Consider the following 6,336-nt stretch of genomic DNA (forward strand, 5'->3'; position numbering starts at 1 on the left):
TTGACATATCGTTTTAGGAGGCAATATGAAGCAAAAAACTATTGTATTTGACAAAGCTGACGAAATGAACACTGTTGCCCTTCAGCTTCTAAATTTTATTGAAAAAAATCCACATAAAAAAGTGCTTTTTCAAGCCGTGGAACCTAGTGGCGATATTGATTATATAAAAACAGGACTGGAGTATGCACATATTGCACTTCCAAAAATAACAATCATCGGTATGACTTCTCACTGCGCAATGACCCATGATACTCATGCCGCAAAATTTCCTGTTGTATCCGTTCTTTTATTTGAAGAAAACGATTATACAGCCTTCTCGTATGACTGTAATATACTTACACCTAAGGATGTAGGTCTTGAATTATGTAAAGAACTGGAAAATATCAAAGATGTAAAAGGCATTCTAGTGATGGGCTCCGATATTACACTGACTCCTCAGGATTTTATTGATGTGGTGACTGCTAAATATCCTAATGTTCCATTATTTGGTGCATTAGCAGGTACTTCAACTTTAAAATCAGACGAGTCTTTGGTTTTCCATAACAACAACGTATATGAAAGAGGTATGGTAATTGTGGTATTTCACGGACCTACTCTGGAGATAACCACCCACTATAATCTTGGCTGGAAACCTTTAGGAAACACCTTTACTGTTACAGAAAGCTCTAACGATGGAAAGGTCTACAAAATAAATGATAAGCCTGCTGTCACTGTATATAATAAGTATCTAGGGGTTCCTATTAATGAATACTTTTTTGAAAATACAGCAGCATTTCCTTTTATTTTCAAACATAACAATAAGCTGGTTGCCCGTGTTGCATTAAAGCACACAGTAACCTCTCTTCAGTTTGGAATTGAAATCCCAGAAGGAACAAAGTTCAGCTTAGCCTATGCAAAAGCGAATTATCTTTTGGATGAATCCTTGACCTGCGCTAACAAAATGAAGGAATTCAATCCTGATGCAATACTCATTTATGCATGCATGAGCCGCAGAACACTTATGGGGGATGAACTAGCTGAAAGAGAATTTTCATACTTTAAACAGGTTAATCCTAATGTAACTTGGTCATGTGGATACGGAGAGCTTCTTTATGATGATCAAGGGGATGGCTTGTTAAACGGTTCGCTGGTTGCTGTAGGTATTAAGGAAGGGAATAAACCAGTCACAGATTCTTCCCCTATCACCGATCCACGTTTACAAGCTGAGCCTGAGGTTATAGATTTAAGAGATCGACTTATTTCATTCCTGGAATCAACAACGGAAGATTTAAATGAGAATATAAACCTTCTTGCAAATATGGCTAGTCATGATCAGCTTACAAAAATCTATAATCGAGCAGCTCTTGACTATTATTATGATGAACTAGTCCACAATATTTCTGCCTTTGACACCATCGCTATGATTATGTTTGATATTGATCACTTCAAGCGTGTGAATGATACATATGGTCATGACGTAGGAGATCAAGTAATTACAGGAGTTGTAAATACAATAAAGGAAAGACTTCCAGACAATGCATTTTTTGCCCGTTGGGGTGGAGAAGAATTTATGTGTCTTCTTCCAAATTGCGATAAAGAAACTGCTATTAATGTGGCAGAGCGTATCCGCATAAGAGTGTCTGTAACCGATTTTACGCCTGTTGATCAGGTAACTATAAGTATCGGTGTTTGCCTAATAAACAAGGATATCGATAAAATTGAATCCTTTGCCAAAGTTGACAAAGCCTTGTATGAGGCCAAAGAAACAGGCCGCAACAAGGTTGTCTACTCTGAATAATACTATTATCAATTACCAGTTTTTCTCAAATCCATCTGAGATGAACTGGTAATTGTCTTCTGTGCCATCTTCACTTATAAACAATTCTGCTATGGCGCAGTTGTTGAAATCCACATCCCAATACTGGCTTCGTGGAGTCTTTTTAATAGTCTCAAAAATAGCATGGCTAAGTGCTCCATGGCTAACTAGCATAACGATATCATTTTCTTTAAACTGACCAGTCTTTACAGCACTTCTAATCTTTTCTACCACACGTTCCGCTCTCGCTACAACCTCGTCATAGCTTTCACCACCCTCAGGAGGATTATAAGTTTCAGGTTTATCGAAACATTCAACAAGAAATTCCGGATTTTCCTGTTCCATATTTTTCTGTTCATATATTCCAAAAGACATTTCCATTAAATCTGGCTCAATTACCACATCATCAGGCTTATTGTCCTTAGTTATTTCATTTTCCTGATAGTCACTAATATCAATTCCAGCTACTATACAGCCTGTCTCAATTGCTCTTCCAAGTGGACTGGTTATTAGTTTTGTTGGAATAAGGCCAAGACTTTTCACTAGTTCATGTGTCTCTCTCGCCTGCTGACGCCCTCTTTCATTAAGGGGGATTTCAGAACTTCCCTGCAATCTTTTTTGTGCATTTAAATCTGTCTGTCCATGTCGTACTAATAATATTCTCAAAATATTGTCCTCTTTTATCTGCTATTTTGTTCTCATGACATAATAGTCCATGTTACAGATTGATGCAATGACTAGCAACTCATTCCTATACGTGATACCATGGTAAAGATTTATATTAGAGGTATTTTTATGATTTACAGAAAACAAAAAGATTTTGATAAGTTCAAATGTATTGCAGATAAATGTCCCAAAAGCTGCTGTATCGGTTGGCAAATCATGATTGATGAGGATAGTCTTGATAAATACGCTACCACATCTGGAGACTTTGGACATAGATTAAAATCTTCTATCAATTATGAAGAAGGCTCTTTTCTTCAAAACAATGCACGTTGTAGCATGCTTAATAAAACAGGCCTTTGTGATTTGCAGTCCACTTTAGGGGAAAGCTATCTTTGCAACACTTGTCGCAAGTATCCCCGCCATGTAGAAGAATTCCAGGACATCAGGGAATACTCATTATCTCTTTCATGCCCCGAGGCAGTTAGAATGCTTCTGGCCCCTGACTATTCTTTTTCATTTGATGAAGCTGAGGATGATATTTTCGACGACCCAGAAGAATTTGAAGACTTTGACTTCCTGCTCTTTGACAAGTTGGAATATGCTAGAGATAAAATGATTGAGCTTGCAAAAGATAGCTCTATTTCTTTTTCAGAACGATTGGAACACATTAGAAGTTCTGCATTTGCCTTGCAGAATCTCTACGATGAAGGTGAAATTTTTGAAATGGATAACATCTCCTATGAAGATGAGTCTACCATTTCATTAGAATATGCCATGAGAGGGCTCAACACCCTCCTTGAATTAGAAGTGTTAGAAGAATCATGGCATGAAACCATTAGAGAAACGATATCCTATTGGAATAACAATCCAGCAAAACAATTTTCAGAGGATGCAACCTTTGTTTTTGAAAAGATACTAATTTCTCTTCTATTTAATTACTTCTGCGGCGCTGTATATGACGGACAGATTTATGCCAGAGCTATGATTGCCATAATGAGCACTCAGTGGATCATGATGATTCAAGCTGCACATTCTAATATGGACTTAGCCCAAAACATATATCTATATTCTAGAGAAGTTGAGCACTCCGACACCAACGTAAATACGTTAATATCATACTTTGAACAGGAATTGGATTAAGAAAGGAACTCTCAGTGGAGAGTTCCTTTTTACATTTTTTCCAACTTCATACAAGCTAAAGCCCCTTTTTGTTCCATTGTCTTTAGCTCTGTATAATAAAATTTGTCGTTATGCGCCTCTATAGCATCCATAAGAAGATGCACTCCATATCCCCTATCTAATGCATCCATCACTGTTCTAGATACACAGCATCTTCCATCAACTCCAACAACATTTATAGTATCAACATTCATCTTGTCAAGAAAGGGCTCAAAGTCAGCATTAGAAAAAGCACTAGGTAATCTTTTCTTAAATATACAATCCGATTCAATTAATAGGCTTTCGGCTAAATCAAAATTTTCATCCTTGCCACTTCTTCCTGTATTTCTAACGTACACAACAGGTATATCAGCTTCTACCGCCTCACTTATTCTATTATTTACTCTCTTTACCAAATCTGGCTTATAGTTTTTTAGATATCGCTGTTGCACATCAATAACAAGTAAAATTTTCATAAACCACCTACATTAATTATTTCTCCCGACATATCTACTATCAAAAGTATATCATAGTGCATTAATAAAATGGGGCCCAATTAAGCTCTGCGGTTAGTCTAGACTAATTTTTGTTCTGTTTTTTCATAAAAATTTCATTAATGTTCGGGATTGAAAAACACTTCTTTAGGGTGTATCATCTGATTACAAAAAGCAAACATATTTTCGGAAATTATGTTCGATAAATGGAGAATTATTATGTGTACAAGATATGCTTTAGAAAAAAGCCTTACAGGATTAAAAGATATTATTGAAATAGCAGAGCGTTCTTCTCTCACAACAAAGTTTATCGATACCCATGCCAAACCACTTATCACTGACGGCGAAGTACGTCCAACTGATATTGTTCCCGTTATAGCTCCCAATTCAAAGGGAGCCCGAAGTGTCTTTCCAATGCAATGGGGTTTCATCGGCAGAGATAATAAACGATCAATCTTCAATGCTCGCTACGAAACTGCCAGCATAAAGCCCACTTTCAAAGAAGCCTGGCGAACTCACAGATGTATTATTCCAGCATCATACTATTTTGAATGGGAACATTTTAGAAGCCCAGATGGTCGAGTCAAAACTGGAGACAAATACGCAATACAGCCAAATGGTTCTACTATCACCTGGCTTTGTGGTTTATATAATATTGAAAATGGATATCCAGTATTCGTTATTCTTACAAAAGAACCAACAGAAAATCTTAAGCAAATACATGACAGAATGCCCTTAATGCTACCTGAAAATAAAATTGATGAATGGATAAATCCTTCCTCAACCCCTGAAGAATTAATTCCTTATGCATTATCAGATGTTGTTGCAGAGAAAATACTATTAAGTCGTTATTAGACTTATCTTCTCTTTGGTGGGAGTAAATATGGACACCTTCATAAGTTACTATATACACAGTTAATACAGTAAATAGCAACTTATACGGAGGTGTTTTTATGAAAGGATACATTATTGACGCAGGATATATGGGATATGTTGATGGCGAATACGAGTTATTTGCTACAGAGGACGATTATTTAGAATACATGGCTGCATAATCTCATATACAAATACATACTATGGAGAGAAAGCCTATGGAACTTGCAAATCAAATCATTGCAGTAGATTTCGATAATACACTATGCTTCAGTGATTGGCCTAATCTAGGCAAGCCAAATCTACCGCTAATACAATACCTAAAAAAACAAAAAGCATCCGGAAGCAAAATCATTCTTTGGACATGTCGAGCTGGCAAGCCTCTTGAAGATGCCACTGACTGGTGTAAAAAGCACGGCCTTATTTTTGATGCAATCAATGATAACCTTCCAGAAATAGTTGAGCTATACGGAAACAACAGTAGAAAAATAACTTGTGACATCTACATTGATGACAGAAATATGAAAATTGAAGAATTGCTTGCCGCTAATAGCTAAAATAAAAAAGACTTTGGATAATATCCAAAGTCTTTTGTTTAGCGTGCGTGAGAAGATTCGAACTCCCGACACCTTGGTCCGTAGCCAAGTGCTCTATCCAGCTGAGCTACACACACATAATAAAAAGTAGCGAGAGGGGGATTCGAACCCTCGACACCGCGGGTATGAACCGCGTGCTCTAGCCAACTGAGCTATCTCGCCATATTAAAATGCGCGATCAGGGGTTCGAACCCTGGACACCCTGATTAAGAGTCAGGTGCTCTGCCAGCTGAGCTAATCGCGCATAATATTAATGTAAGAGCGGGTGATGGGAATCGAACCCACGTATTCAGCTTGGAAGGCTGATGTTCTACCATTGAACCACACCCGCAAATATTCAATTAGTCGGGGTGACAGGATTCGAACCTGCGACCCCCTGGTCCCAAACCAGGTGCTCTAGCCAAACTGAGCCACACCCCGATGTTTTAGGATAAGCTCCCCAAGTAGGACTCGAACCTACGACAACTCGGTTAACAGCCGAGTGCTCTACCAACTGAGCTATTGAGGAATAATAGGATGTTTCACCTAAAGTGGAGACGGAGAGATTCGAACTCTTGACCCCCTGCTTGCAAGGCAGGTGCTCTCCCAACTGAGCTACGCCCCCAAATAGTGGTTTCTCTACGAAAAAAGCAAGCCCTTGCTTGCTACTTCTCTTATAGCAACCTCAAAACTTCACACAGTATTCCGATACTACATATCTTCTTTTTAGAATAAACCTTCGATCTATTAGTATTCATCAGCTGAATGCGTTACC

General features: G+C 38.0%; 6 protein-coding genes and 7 tRNA genes. 4 read left to right on the forward strand and 9 right to left on the reverse strand.

Going from position 1 to position 6,336, the window contains the following annotated elements; genetic code table 11:
* The first annotated feature begins 25 nt into the window (after positions 1-25).
* On the forward strand, positions 26-1,777 hold the full coding sequence (locus CRN97_RS08685) for a sensor domain-containing diguanylate cyclase (RefSeq protein WP_097076591.1): 1,752 nt from the start codon (positions 26-28) through the stop codon (positions 1,775-1,777).
* 12 nt (positions 1,778-1,789) lie between these two features.
* Here CRN97_RS08685 and CRN97_RS08690 read toward each other — a convergent pair whose 3' ends face one another.
* Positions 1,790-2,461, reverse strand: a complete 672-nt coding sequence (locus CRN97_RS08690; protein WP_179670720.1) for a histidine phosphatase family protein — start codon at positions 2,459-2,461, stop codon at positions 1,790-1,792.
* Positions 2,462-2,590: 129 nt separating this feature from the next.
* On the opposite strand from CRN97_RS08690, the gene fliB reads away from it, so the two are divergent.
* Positions 2,591-3,601 carry a flagellin lysine-N-methylase gene (gene fliB / locus CRN97_RS08695; protein ID WP_097076593.1) on the forward strand — a complete coding sequence of 337 codons (1,011 nt, stop codon included), beginning with the start codon at positions 2,591-2,593 and terminating at the stop codon, positions 3,599-3,601.
* Between the two features lie 29 nt (positions 3,602-3,630).
* On the opposite strand, the gene CRN97_RS08700 is transcribed toward fliB, so the two are convergent.
* Positions 3,631-4,095 carry a cysteine hydrolase family protein gene (locus tag CRN97_RS08700; protein ID WP_097076594.1) on the reverse strand — a complete coding sequence of 155 codons (465 nt, stop codon included), beginning with the start codon at positions 4,093-4,095 and terminating at the stop codon, positions 3,631-3,633.
* 237 nt (positions 4,096-4,332) lie between these two features.
* Here CRN97_RS08700 and CRN97_RS08705 point away from each other — a divergent pair, with 237 nt between their 5' ends.
* Both CRN97_RS08705 and CRN97_RS08710 read left to right on the forward strand, forming a co-directional pair.
* Positions 4,333-4,968 (forward strand): SOS response-associated peptidase, encoded by a 636-nt coding sequence (locus tag CRN97_RS08705; protein WP_179670721.1) that lies wholly within the window; start codon positions 4,333-4,335, stop codon positions 4,966-4,968.
* Positions 4,969-5,204: 236 nt separating this feature from the next.
* Positions 5,205-5,543 carry a hypothetical protein gene (locus tag CRN97_RS08710; protein WP_097076596.1) on the forward strand — a complete coding sequence of 113 codons (339 nt, stop codon included), beginning with the start codon at positions 5,205-5,207 and terminating at the stop codon, positions 5,541-5,543.
* Between the two features lie 42 nt (positions 5,544-5,585).
* Here the strand turns inward: CRN97_RS08710 and CRN97_RS08715 are convergent.
* From CRN97_RS08715 to CRN97_RS08745, 7 genes are all read right to left on the reverse strand, one after another.
* A tRNA-Arg gene (locus tag CRN97_RS08715) sits at positions 5,586-5,659 on the reverse strand.
* 11 nt (positions 5,660-5,670) lie between these two features.
* A tRNA-Met gene (locus CRN97_RS08720) sits at positions 5,671-5,744 on the reverse strand.
* 9 nt (positions 5,745-5,753) lie between these two features.
* Positions 5,754-5,826, reverse strand: a tRNA-Lys gene (locus CRN97_RS08725).
* 16 nt (positions 5,827-5,842) lie between these two features.
* A tRNA-Gly gene (locus CRN97_RS08730) sits at positions 5,843-5,913 on the reverse strand.
* Between the two features lie 14 nt (positions 5,914-5,927).
* Positions 5,928-6,002: transfer RNA gene (locus tag CRN97_RS08735), tRNA-Pro, on the reverse strand.
* A 15-nt stretch (positions 6,003-6,017) separates the two neighbouring features.
* Positions 6,018-6,090, reverse strand: a tRNA-Asn gene (locus CRN97_RS08740).
* Positions 6,091-6,113: 23 nt separating this feature from the next.
* Positions 6,114-6,186 (reverse strand) — tRNA-Ala (locus CRN97_RS08745).
* Positions 6,187-6,336: the final 150 nt, after the last annotated feature.

Source organism: Pseudobutyrivibrio ruminis DSM 9787 (genome assembly GCF_900218035.1).
Lineage (GTDB): Bacteria > Bacillota > Clostridia > Lachnospirales > Lachnospiraceae > Pseudobutyrivibrio > Pseudobutyrivibrio ruminis.

Excerpts from the sequence above, each read along its gene's own strand:
- CRN97_RS08710 (WP_097076596.1), top strand. The coding sequence starts at position 5,205 with ATGGAACTTGCAAATCAAATCATTGCAGTAGATTTCGATAATACACTA.
- fliB (WP_097076593.1), top strand. The coding sequence starts at position 2,591 with ATGATTTACAGAAAACAAAAAGATTTTGATAAGTTCAAATGTATTGCA.
- CRN97_RS08705 (WP_179670721.1), top strand. The coding sequence starts at position 4,333 with ATGTGTACAAGATATGCTTTAGAAAAAAGCCTTACAGGATTAAAAGAT.
- CRN97_RS08700 (WP_097076594.1), bottom strand. The coding sequence starts at position 4,095 with ATGAAAATTTTACTTGTTATTGATGTGCAACAGCGATATCTAAAAAAC.
- CRN97_RS08685 (WP_097076591.1), top strand. The coding sequence starts at position 26 with ATGAAGCAAAAAACTATTGTATTTGACAAAGCTGACGAAATGAACACT.